1 pseudogene is annotated in these 536 nt (G+C 60.3%); it reads right to left on the bottom strand.

The annotated features are described in order from the left end of the window. A pseudogene (locus ACLD7X_RS18215) lies at positions 1-536 on the bottom strand (hypothetical protein); the annotation flags it as partial.

The raw sequence follows: 536 nt of genomic DNA on the forward strand, positions 1-536 counted from the left end.
CTTGGCTCGCCAGGAACCGGACAATGCTCTTCTCCGGGCTCAGATCATTCACATAGGCCTTGTTGATCTGGGGCGGGATGATCAGGAGCGGCGTCTCATGCACGGTCTCGGTGATCGGCTGATACTGGATCAGCTCCATCATCTCGGTCTTGTGGATCACCGCGCCTGGGGAGATGGCGATGTTCTCGCCGATCTTGAACGGCCGCTTGTCCACCTGGGAGACCAGCATGTCGTTCTGCGTCATGTCCTCATAGGCGTTCTTCAGGCCGCGCATCAGGCTGGCGCCGCCGGTCTCGTAGGCCTTCTTGATCGCGGCCGGATTGCCCACGAGGGTGTTGGTGGGCGAGACGCTGTCGAGGATCATCTGGAGCACGAAATTGGCGCGCGCGCGCTCCAGTTCGTCGAGTTCGAGATCCTTGGCCCAGTTCGCAACGTTTTTCTGGACCGCGAAATAATACTGCATCGCGCTCTTGTAGAGCCAGTTGGTCTTCCACGTGCTGTCGGCGAAGCGCTTGTCCTTCGGGTCGGGACCGAGG

Origin of the sequence: Aphanothece microscopica RSMan92 (assembly GCF_046613545.2) — a bacterium.
In the GTDB taxonomy this organism is placed as follows: domain Bacteria; phylum Cyanobacteriota; class Cyanobacteriia; order PCC-6307; family Cyanobiaceae; genus NIES-981.